The organism is Gallaecimonas xiamenensis 3-C-1, assembly GCF_000299915.1.
GTDB lineage: Bacteria > Pseudomonadota > Gammaproteobacteria > Enterobacterales > Gallaecimonadaceae > Gallaecimonas > Gallaecimonas xiamenensis.
This window is the reverse complement of sequence record NZ_AMRI01000019.1, coordinates 11159-29703: the sequence shown is the minus strand read 5'-3', so window position 1 is coordinate 29703 and position 18545 is coordinate 11159. Positions and strand designations below refer to the sequence as shown.

The following is an 18545-nucleotide window of genomic DNA, read 5'->3' as shown; positions in this document are numbered from 1 at the left end:
CAATTAAGCCTTGGTCAGTTCGTTGCCGCTGCGTTTGTTCTGCCCAAAGGCGTCGAGGTTGTCGACAGTGGTAGACGCGATGGCACTTAAGGCTTCCTGTGTGAAATAGCCCTGGTGTCCCGTGATCACCACATTGGGGAAGGTCAGCAGCCGCTGGAACACATCATCCGGGATGATGCGGTTGGAGAGATCCTCAAAAAACAGGTCTCCCTCTTGTTCATACACATCCAGTCCCAGGTACCCCAATTGCCCCGTCTTCAGAGCATTGATGGCCGCCTGGGTATCCAGTAGAGCACCCCTGCTGGTGTTAATCAACATCAAACCCGGCTTCATCAGCCCCAGGCGCCGGGCGTTGATCAGGTGGTAGCTGTCCGGGGTCAAGGGGCAATGGAGGCTGATGACATCGGCCTGGGCGAGGGCTTCATCCAGGGGCATGAACTGACCCCCAAGGGCGGTGAAGGCCGGGTTGGGTTTGGGATCAGAGGCCAGCAGCTTGCAGCCGAAGCCGGCCAGGATACGGGCAGTGGCCAGGCCAATGGCCCCAACCCCGACAAGGGCCACGGTCTTGCCGTGCAGGTTAAAGCCCAACAGGCCGTCCAGGCTGAAATTGTCTTCCCTAACCCTGTTGTAGGCCTTGTGCAGGTGGCGGTTGAGCATCAGCATCAGGCCCACGGCATGTTCGGCTACGGCCTCGGGGCTGTAAGCCGGCACCCTGGCCACCCGGATGCCGAGGGTGTCGGCGGCGGCCAGATCCAGATTGTTAAAGCCGGCGCAGCGCAGCGCTACCATGGTCACCCCCAGGGCCTTAAGGGCGGTCAATACCGGGGCGCTGAGGTCGTCGTTGACGAAGGCCACCACCGCTTTGGCGCCCTTGGCCAGCTGGGCCGTGCCCTGGTCCAGCCTGGGTTCAAGGAAATCCCAGTGGTATTGGGGCCCAGCTTTGGCCAGGGCGGCCTGGTCATAGGCTTTGGCAGAAAATACAGCAACCTTCATGGCATCCACTCCGTCAGTAAGGGCAGTAACCAGGGAGCCACCAGGGCCGTTATCAGCCCGCACAGGCTAAGGGCCAGGCCGGAAAAAGCGGCCGCTTCAGGTCCTTCGTCCACCATTCGGGCCGTGCCTATGGCATGGGCGGCGCAGCCCATGGCAAGGCCCCTGGCTTGGGGGCTGTTGACCTTGGCCTTATCCAGCAACCAGGGCCCCAGCACGGCGCCAGCGATACCGGCGATGATCACCAAGACGGCGGTCAGGGAGGCGATACCCCCCACTTGCTGGCTAATGCCCATGGCAATGGGGGTGGTCACCGCCTTGGGGGCCATGGACAGGGCCACTGCCTTGTCGGCGCCAAGGGCCCAGGCCAGTGCCAGGGTCAAGGTCAGGGCCAGCAGCACTCCCAGAACACAGGTTGTCAGAAGGGCCCGCCATTGGGCCCGAATAAGATCGAGCTGCTGATACATAGGGTAGGCCAAGGCCACCACCGCCGGTTCCAGCAAAGCATTGAGGACCTGGCCACCGACCATGTAACGCTCATAGGGAATGTCCAGCCACAGCAGCAGCGGCACCAACAGGGCAACGGCCAGCAGCACCGGGTTGACCAAGGGACTTTGGACTCTGGCCTGGAGCAGGCGAAAGGCCCAGTAGAGCCCCAGGGTCAACATCAGCAGCAGGGCCGGTTCAATCATGGGCCTGCCTCTTTTGGTGAAACCAGCCCACCAGCAGGATAAGGGCCCAGGTCGACAACAAGGTGGCCCCCACCAGCACCAGAACATGGCTGCCCAGCAGCCCCAGGTGGTCCATCAACCCCACCCCGGCCGGGATAAACAGCAAGGTCATATGGCGGATAAGGGGGATGGTCACCGGGCTGACCCAAGCGGGGGGCAAGCGCCCCGAAGAAAGCAGCACAAACAGCAGCAACATGCCAAGGATGCTGCCGGGAATGGGGATATGGGTCAGGGCCACCAGGCCCTTGCCGACATAAAGGCAAGCCAACAGGACCAGGGCGGCGCGGATAAAATGCATCAGCGTGTTGATATAGGGCGACTTTTACAGGCATGTTATCACCCATTCCGCTGCCTTGATGCAAGGCGCTGCCAAGGTAAAAGACCCTGCCATGACCCCCTCCTACCTGTTGGCCTTGGACAACGGCACCCAGTCGGTGCGGGCCCTGCTCTTTGACGCCAAGGGCCAGCTGCACTTCAAGACCCAACATATTCTGAACCCGCCTTTCGAGCAGGGGCCGGACGGCCGCGCCGAACTGGACCCGGAGCGCTTCTGGCAGGCCCTGTGCCAGGCCAGCCGCCAGCTGATGGCAAAAAGCGGCGTAGCCCCAAGCGACATCGCCGCCGTGGCCCTCACTACCCAGCGCAGCACCGTGCTGCACCTGGATGCACAAGGTGTACCCCTGCGCCCGGCCATGGTTTGGCCCGACCGGCGCCGGGCCCAGCATATACCGGCGCTACCCTGGTATTGGCGGCTGGCCCTTGGGGCCATAGGGCAGCTGAAAACGGTGCGCCATTTCCAGCGGGAAGCTGAGCTCAACTGGGTGGCGGCCAACCAGCCCAAGGTTCATGGCCAGGCTGCCAAGGTGGGGTTGCTGTCAGCCTGGCTGACCTTGCGACTCACCGGCCAATACCGCGATTCGGTGGCCGGGCAGGTGGGCTTTTTACCCTTTTCCTACCGGCGCCAGCGCTGGGCTTCGTTCTGGGACTGGAAATGGCGGGCCTTGGCGGTGCGCCCAGAGCAGCTGCCCGAATTGGTGCCCCCTAGCGGCTTGCTGGGTTGTTTGTCGGAGGACGCGGCGGCGCAAACCGGCCTGCCGGCAGGGTTGCCCCTTTACGCGGCGGGGGGTGACAAGCAGGCGGAAGTGGCGGGCTGCGGCGTGGTGGACCCCTCGGCCCTTGCCATCAGCCTTGGCACCACCGCCACCATTGCCGGCCTCAGTGACCGTTACCGCGAAGCGGTATCCTTCCTGCCCCCTTATCCGTCGTTGACGCCGGGGCAATATTGCCTGGAGATCCAGCTCAACCGGGGTTTTTGGCTATTGCGCTGGCTGCTGGCCGAGTTTGGCCAGGCCGAAACCGATGCCGCCCAAAGCCAGGACCGTTCCCCAGAAGAGCTGGTGGAAGAGCTGATCCGCGCCGTCCCCCCAGGGGCCGACGGCCTGGTGTTCGATCCCCACCTGGCACCGGGGGTTATCTATCCCGGTCCCGAGGCCAGGGGTGCCCTGGTGGGGCTCACCGACAGCCACAGCCGTGCCCACCTCTACCGGGCCCTTATCGAGGGCATCGCCTACGCGCTTAAAAGCGGCCTGGAGCGGATCGAGCAGGCCAAGGGCCAGCGCCATCAGCTGATCCGGGTGGCCGGGGGCGGCAGCCAGTCCGATACCGTGATGCAAATTCTGGCCGACGTGCTGGGCCGCCCGGTCAGCCGCCCTCACACCTTCGAGGCCTCCGGCCTGGGGGCGGCCATGGCGGCGGCGGTGGGGCTGGGCTGGTATCCAAACCTTGGGGAGGCCGCTCAGGCCATGTGCCATCAGGGGGAGGTGTTTTGGCCTCAGCCGGCGCACCAGTCGGCGTATCAGCGGCTGTACCGGGAGATTTACCGGCCGCTTTATGGCAAGCTCAGGCCTTTGTACCGGCGGCTGTTAAATTGGAAGGAAGACGCATGAAAGTGGCATTTCTGGGGCTGGGCGTTATGGGCTATCCCATGGCCGGGCATCTGCAAGCGGCGGGCTTTGAGGTCTGCGTTTATAACCGCACCACCAGCAAGGCCGAGCAATGGGTCGCCCAGCACGGCGGCACCCTGGGAGCAACCCCGGCCGAGGCGGCCAAGGGCGCCATACTGGTGATGATGTGCGTGGGCAATGACGACGACGTGCGGGCCGTGGCCTATGAAGCCATCACCACCATGGCCCCGGGCGCCATTCTGGTGGACCACACCACCGCCAGCGCCGAAGTGGCCCGTGAGCTGCACCAGGCCCTTAAGGCCAAACAACTGGGCTTTCTGGACGCCCCCGTCTCCGGTGGCCAGGCTGGCGCCGAGAACGGCCAGCTGACCATCATGGTGGGCGGCGACGCCGGCATCTATGCCAAGGCCGAAGGGGTTTTGAAAACCTACGCCAAGCAAATCAAGCGGTTGGGCGAAGCCGGTTCTGGCCAGCTGTGCAAGATGGTCAACCAAATCTGTATCGCCGGTGTGGTGCAGGGCCTGGCCGAAGCGGTCAACTTTGCCCAGCAGGCGGGGCTGAACGTGGTCGACGTGGTGGAGGTTATCTCCAAAGGGGCCGCCCAGAGCTGGCAGATGGAAAACCGCGCCTTGACCATGGACAAGGGCCAATACGACTTTGGCTTTGCGGTGGACTGGATGCGTAAAGATCTGGCCATCGCCCTTGCTGAGGCCCGCAAGAACGGCAGCCCCTTGCCCCTGACCGCCCTGGTAGATCAGTTCTACGCCGACGTGCAGCGCCTAGGCGGCAGCCGCTGGGACACCTCCAGCCTGCTGGCCAGGCTGCAAAACCAGAAATGAAAAAACGCGGCCTTGGCCGCGTTTTTTTATCAGGGCAGCACCTTTTTAAAGGGCTTGACCAAGACCTTGGCGTAAACGCCGGCGGCCACATAGGGATCGGCGTCGGCCCAGGCCTGTGCCGCTTCCAGGCTGTCGAACTCGGCCACAATCAAAGAACCGCTAAAGCCCGCATCACCGGGGTTGTCGCTGTCGATAGCGGGGTTAGGGCCGGCCAGCACCAGCCGGCCCTGGGCCTGCAAGGCGTCCAGCCGGGCCAAGTGGTCGGGACGGGCCTGCTGGCGTTTGCTCATGGACTGGGCAACGTCTTCGCCGACAATCATGTAAAGCATCGAGGGATCCTCTGCTGGGCGCCGGAAAGAAAAAGCCCCGGGCCATGGCCAGGGGCAAAAGTATCAGGATGTCTCTGAGAAGGACAGACACTGTATCGCAATGTCGTGGCCGGCATTGTGCCCGCAGGGCGTGACACTTTGATGACTGGCGCCCCGGGCGTTTGCGGCTAAGCTGGATGGGACAACGGAGGTGACAGATGGCAAAAATTCAGGCCCTTGGGGGCGTCTTCTTTAAAACTGCCGATCCCGATTCCCTGGCGGCCTGGTACCAGCAGCACCTGGGGCTGGGGGTGGCCGAAGACTACTGCGGCGCCAATTTCTCACCGTCCCAGTACCCCCAAGGGGGCTTTACCCTCTGGAGCCTCTTTCCCAAGGACAGCACTTACTTTGCCGAAGACTTTATCGTCAACTTCATCGTCGATGATGTGGCCGGTGCCCTGGTCCAGGTGAAGCTGGGGGACGCCACCGACATCAAGGGCCCGGTGCTGGACCCTTGCGGCAGCTTCGGCTGGTTTACCGATCCGGCCGGCCACCGGGTCGAGCTTTGGCAACCGCCAACGGATAATTGACTGGTCAGTGTTGAGTTTTTGACGCTGCGGCCGATAACATCTTCGAGCCTACCTGCCGAGATGTTGTATGAACCTGTCCCTGGCCAATAAGATCCGTTTCCCCCTCTTTGTGTTGACCCTGCTGGTACTGGTGTTGGCTGCCTTGGCCCATTTCGGCAGCCGCGCCTTGCAGGAACATAACAACAGCACCGCCACCCGGCTGTTGCCCGCCATCAACGCCGTGCTCCAGGCCGACCGGGATTTCTACCAGGCCCTGGTTGCCCAGCGTGACGCCCTGTTGGCCAAGCAGCAGGGCCAAGACCCCAGCTCTTTTGCCAAGGTACGTGATGAAAACGTGCAGCAAGCCAGGGACAGGGCTCAGAAAGCGGCGGATCTGACGCCGCTGCCGAGGGTGGACGACTGGATAAAGCGCTTTGACCGCGATATCGACCAGTGGCAACGGGCGTCCCAGCAGCGCTTGGCTGGCTCTGTCAGCCTCGACCTGATGGGCACAGACGATGCCTTCGAGTCCATCAGGGGCTATTTGGACCAGAGCACCGAAGCCATCGAAAACCATATCCAGGCCATGACCCAGCAGGCTCACAACGATGCCGATGTGCGCCTGGTGGAATTGTGGGTGGCCACCGGCGTTATTCTGGTGATCTTCGTGCTGATCGGTTGGCTGGTACCGGCCTCTGTGGCCAAGGCCACGGCCCGTATCGAGCAGCGCATCAAGGATATATCCCAGGGGGATGGCGACTTGACCGCCAGGGTCAAGGTCACCAGCGATGACGAACTGGGCCAACTGGCGACCCATTTCAATCACCTGATGGAGCAGCTCCAGCAGCAGATGACGGCGGTGACCGCCGTGGTCACCGAGATGGACCGCCACGCCCAGCAGGTGGAAGGGGCAGGGGATGCTACCCTCAAGGCCATCAACGAGCAGGTCGGTGCCCTGGAAATGGTGGTGACCGCCACCGAGGAGATCACCGCCTCCATCCGGGAAGTGGCTCAAAGCGCCGCTGACTCCGCCCAGGAAACCCGCGCCGCCAGTACCGAGGCCGAACACGGCAGCCAACTGGCCGGCAAGTCGGTGCGCCAGACCCGGGCATTGTCCGGCACCATGAGCCAGGCCTCGGAGGCGGTGGCTTTGCTGGAAAAAGAAGCCGGCAACATCGTTACCGTGCTGGATGTGATTGGCTCCATCGCCGAGCAGACCAACCTGCTGGCCCTGAACGCAGCCATCGAGGCGGCCAGGGCCGGGGATTCAGGCCGGGGCTTTGCGGTGGTGGCCGATGAGGTGCGTACCCTGGCCGGTCGTACCCAGGAGTCCACCCAGAACATTCAACAGATGATCACCCGCCTGCAGCAGGGGGTGAAAGGGGCGGTAGACGCCATGGATAGCGGCCTTAGGGAAGTGGACGAAACCCTGCTGGCGGTAGAAGAGGCCACCCAGGCCTTTGCCGACATTCAGGGCCGCCTGGGGACCGTCAGCGACCGGGCCCACCAGATAGCCGCCGCCACCGAGCAGCAATCCCTGGTGGTGGGGGAGATCAACGAAAACCTCAGCCGCATCGACGGCCAGGCCAAACTCAGCGCGTCCCATGCCAAGGACGGAGCCAGTGAGGGTAAGGCGGTGGAAGAGACGGCCAAACGCCTCAAGCAGGTGGTTGGCAGATTCAAGGTATAAAAAAGCCGCCCCAGGGGCGGCTTTTTGCTGGCTTAGGATTTTTCTTCTTCAGGCAGGTGCTTGTAGACCACCATGCCGGTGACCACACAGGCCACCAGGGTCAGGGCCGTGGTGCCAAACAGCTTGAAGTTGACCCAGGTGTCTTGGGAGAAGTGGTAGGCCACCACCAGGTTGAGGCCGGCCATCAGGGCGAAAAAGCCGCTCCAGCCAAAGCTCATGCGCCGCCAGACGGCTTCGGGCAGGGTCATCTGGCTGCCCAGCAGGGATTTGAGCAGGCTTTTGCCGCTCAGTTGGGCCAGCAACAGGGCCAGGGCAAAAGCGCCGTAGACCACCGTCACTTTCCACTTGATAAAGAGATCCGAGCGAAAGGCCAGGGTCAGGCCACCGAACAGCACCACGGCAGCAAACAGCCACCATTGCTGTTTGCTGATGTTTTTCTTGATGACTTTGATCACCACCAGCATCAGGGCGCTGGCGGCAATGAGCGCCCAGGTAGCGGTGTAAATGTCGGTCAGTTTATAGACCACGAAAAAGACGATAAGCGGCAGGTAATCGAGAATGGCCATTTATTCCTCCAAACAACTGCCGCCCAGTCTACGTCAACTCATGCGCTTGACCAATTCCTGCATTATGGTCAGGTACAGCTGGTCACCGAGGATCTTGTCCTCCACGCCGCTGTCCACGTTGGGGTTGTCGTTCACCTCTATTACCACCGCCTTGCCGTTCACCACCTTAAGATCGACCCCAAAGAGGCTGTCACCCATCAGGTTGGCGGCCTTGACGGCGGTGTCCACCACGTTTTTGGGGGCGGCTGCTATCGGCAGGGTCTCAAAACCGCCGGACTGGGTTTTCTTGCCCGAGTGGTTGTAGATCTGCCAGTGGCCCCGGCTCATAAAGTACTTGCTGACAAAGAGCGGTTCCTTATTGAGCACCCCCACCCGCCAGTCGAACTCGGTGTAGCAGTATTCCTGCAACAAGATCATCGCCGATTGCTTGAAGAAGGCGCCGGCATGCTTACGCACCTCCTCAATACTCTGGGCCTTGACCACCCCCCGGGAGAAAGACCCGTCGGGGATCTTCATCACCAGGGGATAACCCAGGTCGGCGGCGGCCGCTTCCAGGGCGTCGTCGTCACCCCGCTGTACCACCCGGGTCTTGGGGATAGCCACTTTGGCCTGTTCCATGCGCTCGGCCAGATAAATCTTGTTGGTGCAGCGCAGTATGGCTTCCGGAGTATCTATTACCGCCAGGCCCAGATTTTCGGCGCGCCTGGCCATCTGGAAACTGGGGCCGTGGATACTGGTGGTCTCGCGGATAAAAAGGCCGTCGTATTCGGCAAGGCGCGCCGCCTGCTTGTGGGTAATAAGGTCAACCTGCACCCCCAGGGTGCGCCCGGCGCGGATAAAGCGCTTAAGGGCCCCGGTATCGGAGGGGGGCAGCTTTTCCTCCGGGTCCACCAGCATGGCAAGGTCAAAGCGGTACTTGCGCTTGGGCTTTTTGACCCGCCAAATCTTGTGGGAGAAGGCGTCCAGGGCTTCGGCAAAGACGGTTTCCTCGGCGTCGGACAGGTCCGACAGCCCCTTGGGTTTGAGCTTGGTGATAAGACCGTCTTTGAGGCTGGCTTCCAGTATGGGGGCCGGGAAGCGGTCAAAGAGTTGCAGGCCCAGTTCGGCAAACTGGGGGTCTAACGTGCGGCCAAAGAAGATGCGAAAGGTCAGATCCGCTTCCTTGGGGGCCTTCATGGTCTTGAGCTCGGGGCCATAGAGGCCACGGCTGGCCAGATCGTTCAAGGTGGCCACCGACGGCAGCACCCGATGGCCCCGGGCTTCGGCCAGCAAAGAGCAATAGTAACCTTCACCCAGGTAGCGGTAGCTGCCGGTGAGGTTAAGCACCTGCACCTTGTCGCCGTCCTTGATGGGGGAAAGCTTGAGGTATTGGCGGGCGGTCAGCAGATCGTCGGAAGGGTAGAGGCCTCCCCACTGTTTCTTGTCCTTGAGGAGGATGTAAAGCCGGGTCATGGGTCACTCCTGTGTCGATAGGCGCTCAGCATGCGCCCAAGGGTTGTCCTTCGCAAATGAGCTTTTCTTGTTCTAAAGACAAATAACCTTCGCTGTAAGATGCCGTTAATTATGGCTATTGTGCAGCATCCTGTTATGAGGCTTTGCCATGAAACTGCGCCTGGCCACCCTAGCCGACCTTGACGACCTGCACGACCTGGAACAAAAGGCCTTTACCCACGACCGCCTGGACCGGCGCCGCTGGCGCCATCTGCTCAAAGAAGCCCACGGCCAGGTATGGGTGGCCGAAGACAAAACCAAGCTGCTGGGGGCGGCGGTATTGCTGCTGAAAAAGGGCACCGCCCTGGCCCGCCTCTATTCGTTGGCGGTTGACCCCGCAGCCCGAGGCCGGGGCCTTGCCAAGGCCTTGATGGAAAAAATCGAGGCGGCGGCCCTGGGGGAGGGCTCAGTGGCCATTCGCCTCGAGGTGCAGCAGGGCAATGTGCCGGCCATCGGCCTTTATGAAAGGTTTGGCTTTAAGGCCATAGCGCCGCTTTTTGCCTACTACGAAGACGGCGGCGACGGCCTGCGTATGGAAAAGCGCCTCAAGGGCAAGTTGCCAAGGGGCAGCCTCAAGGTGCCGTTCTACGCCCAGCAGACCTCCTTTACCTGCGGCCCGGCCTGCTTGCTGATGGCCATGTCGGCCCTGAAGAAAAAGCACAAGCCCAGCATCAGCGAAGAGCTCAACCTGTGGCGCGCTTCCACCACTATCTATATGACCTCAGGCCACGGCGGCTGCTCCGGTGAGGGCCTGGCCCTGGCGGCCCACGATCAGGGCCTAGAGGTGGGCCTGTGCGTGTCGGACCGGGAAGTCCCTTTTGTGGAAGGGGTGCGCAACAGCGAGAAGAAACGCATCATCGCCGTGGTGCACGAGGATTTTTCCAAGCGGCTGAAAAAGGCCAGCATCCAGCGCATCCACCAGCGCCTGGAGCTGGACGGCCTTAAACGGCACCTCGAATGCGGTGGCCTGGCCTTGGTATTGATCTCCACCTACCAAATGCATAACGAGAAAGCGCCGCACTGGGTGCTGGTGGTGGCCATGGACCAACGTTTTGTCTACCTGCACGACCCGGATCTGGACGACGGCCAGAGCGCCACCGACAACATTGCCATGCCGGTTCCCCTGGACAGTTTCGGCCGTATGGCCCGGTTGGGGCGGCGCCAATACTCGGCTGCGCTGCTGCTGCGTTGACGCGGGCGGAAATTTCATGGGGAAGTTCGGAAAATAACGCTGTATCTGGGTAGCGACTGTGCTACTATGCGTGTCGGTCGCAAGCTGCGGCTTTACTTCATGTAACAGTCAAGATTTGAATACTTCGCTACACATTCGTTTTACAGTAATGTTGTCCTGAAGCTTCACTAACTGTTTGTAATCATAAGTAATTGTTTTAACGCGCTCAGCGCACAGTCAACTTCAGGAGACATTCAATGTCCAAGTCTACCGGCACCGTTAAGTGGTTCAACGAAGAAAAAGGTTTCGGCTTCATCACCCCTGAAAACGGTGGTTCCGACGTATTCGTTCACTTCCGCGCCATCCAAGGCACCGGCTTCAAAGTTCTGAAAGAAGGCCAAAAGGTTTCTTTCGACGTTGAGCAAGGCCAGAAAGGCCCTCAGGCTGCCAACGTAGTAGTTATCTAAACTACACGTACACAGTTTCCAGAAAGGACGCCCTAGGGCGTCCTTTTTTATTGCCTGAGCAAAGGGTCCAGCAGCCGGTCCAGCCCTTCTACCTTCAGGGCCAGCGCCAGGGCCATCAGCTCCCCCAGCTGGCCCTGGGGAAAGCCCTTGTGCTGAAACCACAGCAGGTATTCCTCCGGCAGCTGCATCAAAGGCCGGCCCTGGTATTTGCCAAAGGGCATGCGGGTATTGGCCAGTTTCAAAACCTGTTCTTTATCTAACATGGGCGCCTCAACATGAGGGGCCTAGCCTAACAAAAAAGGGCCGCTCGGGCCCTTTTTCGGTATCAGCGGCTGGCCGCCTTCATCCCTTCCACAAAGCGGGCCAGGGCCTGGGGGCTGCGCTCGGCGGCCTTGACCGTGGCACTGCCACTGATGGCACCGTCACAACCGGCGGCCAGGGCCGCCCTGACCTGGGACGGCTCACCAATGCCAAAGCCCAGTACCACCGGGGCCGACTCAAAGCGCTTGAGGGTGTCGATGATATGGCCAAGGGGCTTGCCGGCTGCCGTTTCGGTGCCGGTGACCCCGGCGCGGGACACCAGGTAGACATAGCCTTCGCTGAGCTCGGCTACCGCTTTTAAGGTGGCCTCCGAGGCGTTGGGGGGCGCTATCATCACCGGCGCCACCCCGGCGGCTTTGGCGGCGGCCACAAAGGGGGCGGACTCCTTGATGGGCACGTCCGCCACCAGCACCGAGTCCACCCCGGCGGCCTTGGCGTCCTGGTAGAACTGGTCGATACCGGCGGCAAACACCAGGTTGGCATAGGTGAGCAGGCCCACCGGCAGCTGCGGGTATTTGTCTTTTAGGCGGCGAATAAGGGCCAGGGCCTTGGTGGGGGTGGTGCCAGCTCCAAGGGCGCGCAGGGTAGCGGCCTGGATGGTGGGGCCGTCCGCCACCGGATCGGAAAAGGGCATGCCCAGTTCCAAGGCGTCGGCGCCGTTTTCCACCATCAGGCACAGGTGTTCGAAGCTGGTCTCCAGATCCGGGTCGCCCAGGGTCAAAAAGGGAATGAAGGCCCCTTCGTTGTTGGCTTTGAGGCGGGCAAACAGGGCGTTATAGAGGCTCATTGCAGGCCCTCCAGCGTCATGATGGTGTTGAGATCCTTGTCGCCACGGCCGGACAGGTTGACCAGCAGCACTTCTTCTTTGGTGGCCTCGGCGGCCCGTTTAAGGGCATAGGCCAGGGCGTGGGACGACTCGATGGCCGGGATGATGCCCTCGGCGCGGCACAGGGTCTTGAAGGCCTCGATGGCTTCATCGTCGGTCACCGCCACGTACTGGGCGCGGCCGGTCTGGGCGAGATAAGCGTGCTGGGGGCCCACCGCCGGGTAGTCGAGGCCGGCGGAGATGGAGTGGGACTCTTCCACCTGGCCGTCGCTGTCCTGCATCAGGTAGCTCTTCATGCCGTGCAGTATGCCGGTGCGGGCCAGGTGAATGGGGGCGCCGTGCTTGCCGGTATCCAGGCCTTCGCCGCCGGGTTCAACCCCCACCAGCTCCACATCCTTTTCCTCGATAAAGTCGGCAAAAAGGCCGATGGCATTGGAGCCGCCGCCGACACAGGCGATGGCGGCGTCAGGCAGGCGGCCTATGGCCTCGAGCATCTGGGCCTTGGCTTCCTTGCCGATAATGCGCTGGAACTCGCGCACCAGGTGCGGGAAGGGGTGGGGGCCAGCGGCGGTGCCCAGCAGGTAGTGGGCGCTGTCGTAGTTGGCGGCCCAATCGCGCAGGGCTTCGTTGACGGCGTCCTTCAAGGTGCCTGACCCCGAATGCACCGGGATCACCTCGGCGCCCATCAGCTTCATGCGATAGACATTGGGCTGCTGGCGTTCGCAGTCCTTGGCGCCCATGTAGATACGGGCCTTCAGGCCCAGCATGGCCGCCACCATGGCGGTAGCCACACCGTGCTGGCCGGCGCCGGTCTCGGCGATGATCTCCTTTTTCCCCATGCGCTGGGTCAACAGCCCCTGGGCCAACACCTGGTTGGTCTTGTGGGCGCCGCCGTGCACCAGATCTTCACGTTTGAGGAAGATCCGCACCAGGGGGTTGGGGCTCAGGTGAGTGGCCTCGAACAGCGGGGTGGGGCGGCCGGCATAGTGCTTCAGTAGCTTGCCCAGCTCCTGGTGAAACTCCGGGTCATCCAGGGCGCTTTCAAAGGCCTCGGTGAGCTGGTCCAGGGCCGGGACCAGGATCTCGGGGACATAGGTACCGCCGAATTCACCGAAATAGGGGGAGAAACGACTCATGCTTGCCTCACTAATTGGAAAATCTGTTGGATAAGGGCCGGATCTTTAACGCCGGGGGCCCGCTCGAGCTTGGAGTTGAGATCCAGGCCGGTCACCCCGGGCACCTTAAGGGCGCTTTGCACGTTGTCCGGGCCCAGGCCGCCGGCCAGCATCAGCGGCAGGGCGGCGGGGTTTTGAATTTGGGTCCAATCGAAGGTCTGGCCGGTGCCGCCAAACTGGCCGTCGTGCTGTGAGTCCAGCACCAGGCGGTCCACCGCCAGGGTGCAGGGGCGCTCGGCGGTGCAGGCCTTCCAAATTTGTACCTGGGTCTTTTGGCGAAGGGCGGCCACATAGCCGGCATCTTCATGGCCGTGCAGCTGCACCGCATAAAGGCCGAGGCTGTCGGCCAGGGCCGCAACCTGGTCCACCGGGGCGTCTACAAAGACCCCCACAAAGGCCAGGGGCGCTGCTTGGGTTATCACCTTGGCTTCCTCGCTGCTGACGCAGCGGGGGCTCTTGGGGGCGAAGATAAGGCCACCGTAGGTGGCGCCCGCGTCATAGGCGGCCTTGGCATCGGCCGGGGCGGTCAGGCCGCAGACCTTGTGTTCGCCGAGGATAAGCTGGCGGCAAGCCAGGTCCAGGTTGTCCTTGCGCATCAGCTCCGAGCCCACCAAAAAGCCCTTGGCTACCCCTTTGAGGCGCTGCACGTCGCCGTGGGTTTTTATGCCGGACTCGCTGATCACCACCCTGTCCTGGGGAATGGCCTTGGCCAGCTGCTCGGTGCGGCCAAGATCCACCGACAGATCGTGCAGGTCACGGTTGTTGATGCCGATGATACGGGCCCCCAGCTTGACGGCGCGGTCCCGCTCTGCAGGGCTTGCCACCTCAGTGAGGATATCGAGGTTGTACTTGCGGGCTTCTTCGGCCAGCAGCAGGTAGCTGGCGTCGTCCAGCACCGACAGCATCAGCAGTATGGCGTCGGCTCCCAGGTAGCGGGCCAGGCGTACTTGGAAGGGGTCGATGAAGAAGTCCTTCATCAGCACCGGCACCTTGACGCTGTTGGCCACCGCCGACAGGTAGTCCGGGTGGCCCTGGAAGAAGGGCTCGTCGGTGAGTACCGAGATACCGCTGGCATAGGGGGCGTAAATGGCGGCCAGGGCTTTGGGGTCAAAGTCGGGGCGGATAAGGCCTTTGGAGGGGCTGGCCTTCTTGCACTCGAGGATAAAGCCGCTGCCATAGCGCAGGCTGTGTTCCAAGGAGCGGGTCGACAGCCCCAGAGGCTGGCTGGCGGCCCTGGGATAACGGGCTTTTAAGGCCGGCAGGTCGGCCTTTTTGCGCTCAACGATTTTCTCAAGCACTGTCGCCACGCAGGATCTCCTTTAGTAGGTTGAGGGTGGCCTGGGCCTGGCCACTGCGGATGATGTCGCCGGCTTTGGCCACCCCTTCTTTGAGGGTATGGGTCAGATCGGCCAGGTACAACAGGGCGCCGGCGTTGGCAGCCACCGCATCAAAGTACGGGCCCGGCTCGCCCCTTGCCAGCAGTTTTTCAAGGGCCCTGGCGTTAAAGGCGGCGTCGCCCCCGGCCAGCTGGTCGAGGGTGGCGGGGGTCAGGTCCAAGTCTTCCGGGGTCAGCTGGTAGTGGATCAGGGCGCCGTCGCGGATCTCCACCACCTGGGTGGGGCCGTGCAGGGCCAGCTCGTCCAGGCCGCTGCCATGGACCACTAGGCCCCTTTCCACCCCCAGGGCCAACAGGGCCTGGGCCACCATTTCCAGCAGCGCCGGATCATAGACCCCCATCAGCTGGAAGTTGGGCCGGGCCGGGTTGACCAGGGGCCCCACCAGGTTAAAGAGGGTACGGGTTTTCAGGGCCTTTCGCACTGGCATGGCATGGGCAATGCCCGGGTGATATTGGGGGGCAGCCAGGAAGCAGAGGTTGGCCTGCTCCAGGGCGCGCAGGGCCAGCGGCGGCGGTACTTGCACCGGTATGCCAAGGGCCCCCAGCACGTCGGTGCTGCCCGACTGGGAAGACACGGCGCGGTTGCCGTGCTTGGCCACCTTGACCCCGGCTGCGGCGGCCACAAAGGCGGCGGTGGTGGAAATATTGAGGGTATTGGCGCCGTCACCGCCGGTGCCGCAGCAATCGACGATGTCCCCGTGGGGCCTGGGGAAGGGGTTGGCGGCGGCCAACAGGGCCTGGGCTAGGCCTTGCAGCTCTTCGCTGGTCTCACCCCTTATCTTCATGGCGGTCAGGGCGGCAGCCAGCTCCACCGGTTCCAGGCGGCCGGCGGCCATTTCGGCAAAAAAGGCCTGGGCCTGGTCGGCGCTCAGGGTCTGGCCTTTGAACAGTAATGGCAGGCTCATCGGGCACCTCGCAGCAGGGCAAGGGCGTTGGTCAGCAGCCGGTGGCCGTCGCGGGTCAACAGGGACTCGGGATGAAATTGCAGGCCAATGGCCGGGGCGCTCTGGTGGCTGACGGCCATCACCTGCTGTTCGCTTTCGGCTAGCACCTGCAGGCAGGCCGGCACCTGATCTGCCACCAGGCTGTGGTAGCGGCCCACCATGGGGGCGTCGCCCATGCCGGCAAAGAGGGCGTGCTGGGCTATGGCCAGGCGAAAGGCCTTGCCGTGGCGGGGCAGTGGCGAGCGCTTGAGGCTACCGCCACAGACCTCCACCAGGGCCTGGTGGCCAAGGCAGATGCCAAGCACAGGGTAGCGGCCCAGGGCCTGTTTGAGCACCGCCAGCAGGTTGCCGGCCTGGCCCGGGTTGCCGGGGCCGGGGGATAGGAGCAGCACGGCGCCGGGGTTGGCGGCCAGCTTGCCAAGGACGGTGTCGGCAGAGACGGTATTGCGGTAGACCACCACTTCTTCGCCCAGGCGCCGACAATCGTCCACCAGGTTGTAGGTAAAGGAATCGAGGTTATCGAGCAGCACTATCATTGGTCGGCCTCCTTGGCGCCCAGGGCTCGCAGCACGGAAGCGGCCTTGTGGCGGGTTTCGTCCGCTTCAAACTGGGGGGTGGAGTCAAACACCACGCCGGCGCCGGCCTGGACACAGGCTTGGCCGTCTTGCACCACGGCCGAGCGGATCACGATGGCGGTATCCAGATCGCCCCTGGCGGTGAGGTAGCCGATGGCGCCGCCATAGGCGCCACGGCGGCGGCCTTCGGTCTGGCGGATAAGCTGGGTGGCCATGATTTTCGGCGCCCCGGTAAGGGTGCCCATGTTCAGGGCCGACTGGTAGGCGTGCAGGGCGTCCAAGTCGGCGCGCAAGGTGCCCTTGACCCTGGACACCAGGTGCATCACCCGCTCGTAACGGTCCACTTTCAACAGATCGGTAACGGTGCGGCTGGCGGGCTCGGCCACCCGGGCGACGTCGTTACGGGCCAGGTCCACCAGCATCAGGTGTTCGGCCTGTTCCTTCTCGTCCAGGCGCATTTCCAGCTCGAAGCGGCCGTCTTCGTCGGCATCCATACCCCTGGGGCGGGTGCCGGCTATGGGGTAAACCGCCAATTCGCGGCTCTGGCTGTCGACGGTCAGGGCGCTTTCCGGGCTGGCTCCAAAGAGGGTGAAGCTGCCGGCGTCCATATAGAACATGTAGGGGCTGGGGTTTTGGGCCCGCAGTGCCTGGTAGCTGATCAGGGGCGCCGGGCAAGGGGCGTAGAAGCGCCGGGACGGCACCACCTGGAAGCAGTCACCGGCCAGGATATGCTCCTTGAGCGCCGCCACCTGGGCTTTGAAGCGCTCGTCATCGGGTTCAACCTGGGCGCTGGCGGGGCCGGCCAGGGTTAAGGCGGGCAGGGCGGCTGGCGCCTTGAGGCGCTGCTGGTAGTCGGCCAGGCGCCGGGACAGCTCAAAATAGCTGGCGGACTGGGTACCGCCCAAAGCCAGCCCCAGCAGGGTGGCGCTCTGGTTGCGGTGGTTCATGTAAAGCACGGTTTCGGCCAGGTACAGGCACAGATCCGGCACCGCCTCGTCCCCTGCCACTTCGGGCAGATCCTCAAGGCTGGCCACCAAGTCAAAACCGAACAGCCCCGCCACCAGGCTGCCAAAGGGCAGATCCAAGTCTTTGGGCAGCAGTGCCAGCAGTTCCCGCACCAGGCTGAACACCGAAGGGGCCTTGAGGCGGCTGTCTTCGTCCAGCTCCGGGTCGGGTTTAGGCACGGTCAGGGTCAGGCTGTCGCCCGCTACCGCCAGGCCCAGGCGCTCGGCCAGCACCGGCAACAGGCTCTGGCCGTTGGCGGTCAGGGCCTGGGCGCTGAGGGTGCGGCCCTTGGCGCTGATCTTCAGGGCCGCGTCGGTGATGATAAGGCTCTGGGTGGCGCGCCCGGCACTGGGCTCGGCGGACTCCAGCAGCAGGCTATGGGGCTTGGCGGCCAGGGCCCGGTAGGCCACCAGCGGGTCCGGGCAGTTACCCAGGCGCAGTCTTAGCAGGGCCGGTTTCACAGGGTCCTCCCGGCGGCGGCTACGAAGGGCGCCAGTTCACGCATCAGCTGCTCGAACAGATCTTCGGTCAGGGCCTGGTGGCCGTCGGACAGGGCCTCTTTGGGATTGAGGTGGGCCTCGACTATGATACCGTCGGCGCCCACGGCGGCAGCGGCACGGGACAGGGGGATCACCAGTTCACGGATACCGGTGCCGTGGGAGGGGTCCACCACCACCGGCAGATGGGTTTTTTGCTTCAACAGCGCCACGGCGTTCAGATCCAGGGTGTTGCGGGTGGCGGTTTCGAAGGTGCGGATGCCGCGTTCGCACAGCACCACCTGGGGGTTGCCCTGGGCGACGATGTACTCGGCGGCCAGCAGGAATTCCTCGATGGTGGCCGACAGGCCCCGTTTGAGCATTACCGGCTTGCCGGACTGGCCCACCGCTTCCAAGAGCCGGTAGTTGTACATGTTACGGGCGCCGATCTGCAGCATGTCCACGTACTGGGCCATCATCGGCACGTCTTCGGGGCTGATGACTTCAGAGACCGTCGGCAGCCCCAGCTGATCGTTGGCTTCCTTGAGCAGTTTGAGCCCTTCCAGGCCCAAGCCCTGGAAGGCATAGGGGCTGGTGCGGGGTTTGAAGGCGCCGCCGCGAAGGCCAATGGCGCCTTTGGCCTTGACCATCTCGGCCACTGCCAGCAGCTGCTCGCGAGATTCCACCGAGCAGGGGCCTGCGATCACCGCAAAGCGCTCACCACCAATTTGGGTGTTGCCAAGGGGCACCTGGGTGTCGTGGGGGTGCAGCTCCCGGGACACCAGCTTGTGCTTGGAGAGGATGGGTTTGACTTCCTCGACTATGGGGTCAGCCTCGATGTTGAGGTCGGCCAGCACCCGTTCGTCGCCGATGGCGCCAAGGACGATGCGCTCGACCCCGGGCATGTACAGGGGCTTGAGGTTTTTGGCTTCGATACGCGCCAAAATGGCTTGGGCGTCGGCTTCGGTGGCATGGGGTTTGAGTACGATGATCATGAAGTTAGTCTCTTTGATTTGAAAATAAAAAAGCCCGCTTTCTCAG

The 18545-nt window shown here is 62.9% G+C and carries 20 protein-coding genes and 1 other annotated feature (1 of these 21 cut by a window edge); of the genes, 6 read left to right on the top strand and 14 right to left on the bottom strand.

Annotated features, from left to right (window positions below; genetic code table 11):
• Nucleotides 1-3 precede the first annotated feature (3 nt).
• The 3 genes from B3C1_RS13260 to B3C1_RS13250 are packed head-to-tail and all read right to left on the bottom strand — an operon-like array spanning nt 4 to nt 2019.
• The gene (locus B3C1_RS13260) at nt 4-993 is read right to left on the bottom strand and encodes a 2-hydroxyacid dehydrogenase (protein ID WP_008485421.1); all 990 of its coding nucleotides are present in this window, start codon (nt 991-993) and stop codon (nt 4-6) included.
• Nucleotides 990-1682 (bottom strand): LrgB family protein, encoded by a 693-nt coding sequence (locus B3C1_RS13255; protein ID WP_008485420.1) that lies wholly within the window; start codon nt 1680-1682, stop codon nt 990-992. Before B3C1_RS13255 ends, B3C1_RS13260 begins: the two co-directional genes overlap by 4 nt.
• Nucleotides 1675-2019: a CidA/LrgA family protein gene (locus B3C1_RS13250; protein WP_008485419.1), complete on the bottom strand. Its 345-nt coding sequence runs from the start codon at nt 2017-2019 to the stop codon at nt 1675-1677. The genes B3C1_RS13255 and B3C1_RS13250 overlap by 8 nt, the downstream gene beginning before the upstream one ends.
• A gap of 91 nt (nt 2020-2110) precedes the next feature.
• Between B3C1_RS13250 and B3C1_RS13245 the strand changes: the two genes are divergently transcribed.
• Both B3C1_RS13245 and B3C1_RS13240 read left to right on the top strand, forming a co-directional pair.
• Complete coding sequence (locus tag B3C1_RS13245) at nt 2111-3667, top strand: FGGY-family carbohydrate kinase (RefSeq protein ID WP_008485418.1); 1557 nt, start codon at nt 2111-2113, stop codon at nt 3665-3667.
• The gene (locus B3C1_RS13240) at nt 3664-4524 is read left to right on the top strand and encodes an NAD(P)-dependent oxidoreductase (RefSeq protein ID WP_008485417.1); all 861 of its coding nucleotides are present in this window, start codon (nt 3664-3666) and stop codon (nt 4522-4524) included. The genes B3C1_RS13245 and B3C1_RS13240 overlap by 4 nt, the downstream gene beginning before the upstream one ends.
• Before the next feature lie 29 nt (nt 4525-4553).
• Here B3C1_RS13240 and B3C1_RS13235 read toward each other — a convergent pair whose 3' ends face one another.
• A complete protein-coding gene (locus tag B3C1_RS13235; protein WP_008485415.1) occupies nt 4554-4853 on the bottom strand; it encodes a YciI family protein in 300 nt (99 codons plus the stop codon).
• A gap of 197 nt (nt 4854-5050) precedes the next feature.
• On the opposite strand from B3C1_RS13235, the gene B3C1_RS13230 reads away from it, so the two are divergent.
• Both B3C1_RS13230 and B3C1_RS13225 read left to right on the top strand, forming a co-directional pair.
• Nucleotides 5051-5422, top strand: a complete 372-nt coding sequence (locus tag B3C1_RS13230; protein WP_008485414.1) for a VOC family protein — start codon at nt 5051-5053, stop codon at nt 5420-5422.
• Between the two features lie 67 nt (nt 5423-5489).
• Nucleotides 5490-7091: a methyl-accepting chemotaxis protein gene (locus B3C1_RS13225; RefSeq protein ID WP_008485413.1), complete on the top strand. Its 1602-nt coding sequence runs from the start codon at nt 5490-5492 to the stop codon at nt 7089-7091.
• Nucleotides 7092-7123: 32 nt separating this feature from the next.
• On the opposite strand, the gene B3C1_RS13220 is transcribed toward B3C1_RS13225, so the two are convergent.
• Together B3C1_RS13220 and B3C1_RS13215 are read right to left on the bottom strand one after the other, a co-directional pair.
• Nucleotides 7124-7657 carry a septation protein A gene (locus B3C1_RS13220; RefSeq protein WP_008485410.1) on the bottom strand — a complete coding sequence of 178 codons (534 nt, stop codon included), beginning with the start codon at nt 7655-7657 and terminating at the stop codon, nt 7124-7126.
• Between the two features lie 33 nt (nt 7658-7690).
• Nucleotides 7691-9109 (bottom strand): RimK family alpha-L-glutamate ligase, encoded by a 1419-nt coding sequence (locus tag B3C1_RS13215; protein WP_008485409.1) that lies wholly within the window; start codon nt 9107-9109, stop codon nt 7691-7693.
• A gap of 148 nt (nt 9110-9257) precedes the next feature.
• On the opposite strand from B3C1_RS13215, the gene B3C1_RS13210 reads away from it, so the two are divergent.
• Entirely contained in the window at nt 9258-10340 is a 1083-nt protein-coding gene (locus tag B3C1_RS13210; protein ID WP_008485408.1) for a GNAT family N-acetyltransferase/peptidase C39 family protein, read from the top strand.
• A 236-nt stretch (nt 10341-10576) separates the two neighbouring features.
• Complete coding sequence (cspE, locus tag B3C1_RS13205; protein ID WP_008485405.1) at nt 10577-10786, top strand: transcription antiterminator/RNA stability regulator CspE; 210 nt, start codon at nt 10577-10579, stop codon at nt 10784-10786.
• 47 nt (nt 10787-10833) lie between these two features.
• Here the strand turns inward: cspE and B3C1_RS13200 are convergent, their stop codons facing one another.
• From B3C1_RS13200 to aroF, 8 genes are all read right to left on the bottom strand, one after another.
• Nucleotides 10834-11049, bottom strand: coding sequence for a DUF3820 family protein (locus tag B3C1_RS13200; protein ID WP_008485404.1), 216 nt, complete (start codon nt 11047-11049; stop codon nt 10834-10836).
• Between the two features lie 62 nt (nt 11050-11111).
• Complete coding sequence (gene trpA, locus B3C1_RS13195; RefSeq protein ID WP_008485402.1) at nt 11112-11894, bottom strand: tryptophan synthase subunit alpha; 783 nt, start codon at nt 11892-11894, stop codon at nt 11112-11114.
• Entirely contained in the window at nt 11891-13069 is a 1179-nt protein-coding gene (gene trpB, locus B3C1_RS13190; protein ID WP_008485401.1) for a tryptophan synthase subunit beta, read from the bottom strand. The genes trpA and trpB overlap by 4 nt, the downstream gene beginning before the upstream one ends.
• Nucleotides 13066-14406 (bottom strand): bifunctional indole-3-glycerol-phosphate synthase TrpC/phosphoribosylanthranilate isomerase TrpF, encoded by a 1341-nt coding sequence (trpCF, locus tag B3C1_RS13185; protein WP_008485400.1) that lies wholly within the window; start codon nt 14404-14406, stop codon nt 13066-13068. Before trpCF ends, trpB begins: the two co-directional genes overlap by 4 nt.
• Nucleotides 14399-15409, bottom strand: coding sequence for an anthranilate phosphoribosyltransferase (trpD, locus tag B3C1_RS13180; RefSeq protein WP_008485399.1), 1011 nt, complete (start codon nt 15407-15409; stop codon nt 14399-14401). Before trpD ends, trpCF begins: the two co-directional genes overlap by 8 nt.
• Entirely contained in the window at nt 15406-15984 is a 579-nt protein-coding gene (locus tag B3C1_RS13175) for an anthranilate synthase component II (RefSeq protein WP_008485398.1), read from the bottom strand. Before B3C1_RS13175 ends, trpD begins: the two co-directional genes overlap by 4 nt.
• On the bottom strand, nt 15981-17489 hold the full coding sequence (locus B3C1_RS13170) for an anthranilate synthase component 1 (protein ID WP_008485397.1): 1509 nt from the start codon (nt 17487-17489) through the stop codon (nt 15981-15983). Before B3C1_RS13170 ends, B3C1_RS13175 begins: the two co-directional genes overlap by 4 nt.
• The gene (gene aroF / locus B3C1_RS13165) at nt 17486-18499 is read right to left on the bottom strand and encodes a 3-deoxy-7-phosphoheptulonate synthase (protein ID WP_008485396.1); all 1014 of its coding nucleotides are present in this window, start codon (nt 18497-18499) and stop codon (nt 17486-17488) included. The genes B3C1_RS13170 and aroF overlap by 4 nt, the downstream gene beginning before the upstream one ends.
• Nucleotides 18500-18523: 24 nt before the next feature.
• Nucleotides 18524-18545 (bottom strand) — a sequence feature (Trp leader region) (it continues 78 nt past the right edge of the window).